This window comes from Staphylococcus gallinarum (genome assembly GCF_000875895.1).
GTDB lineage: Bacteria > Bacillota > Bacilli > Staphylococcales > Staphylococcaceae > Staphylococcus > Staphylococcus gallinarum.
Window position 1 is genome coordinate 1 of sequence record NZ_JXCF01000211.1, and the last position, 464, is coordinate 464.

Annotated in this window: 1 protein-coding gene and 1 pseudogene; both read right to left on the reverse strand. The window is 40.3% G+C overall.

Features of this window, described 5'->3' with window-relative positions:
- Positions 1 to 125: hypothetical protein (locus tag SH09_RS17175; RefSeq protein WP_235307554.1), on the reverse strand; the 125-nt coding region annotated here is incomplete at its 3' end.
- A 16-nt stretch (positions 126 to 141) separates the two neighbouring features.
- Positions 142 to 464 (reverse strand): annotated as a pseudogene (locus SH09_RS14105) (accessory Sec system translocase SecA2); the annotation flags it as partial.

A 464-nucleotide genomic window follows, 5' to 3' on the forward strand; every position in this document is an offset into this window, starting at 1 on the left:
AATTCGAAAAACACGAATTTTTTAGAGACATCCAGCCCTCTGAGCAACTTCGCACGATAAATCTGTGCATACTCGACACCACTACTCGCCCAGCCGATACCAAAGTTAATACTATAAATTGTCACGTTTCATGTCACCTCTCTAGTTTGGAAAATGTACGACCAAATCGCCGCGCTTATCAAATGACGGTACGCTTTGGCATAAATTATTAACAATATCCACCTTTACGGCGTCACGCATTGACTCAAAAGATGCTAAAGCAACGCGGTGATATTCAAAAATAGCGTTACGCTGACCATTTTGACGATTGTTGATACTACCACGCAATTGTTGCAAGCGGTCGACTTGTTGAATCCAATTGCTATCAATCGCTTTAAGTATTGCTTTTTGAATAAAACGCATGTACATGTACGGCTCATTAATGAATTGTTGTTGTGCGATCAAACGCTGTTCAAACAACGATA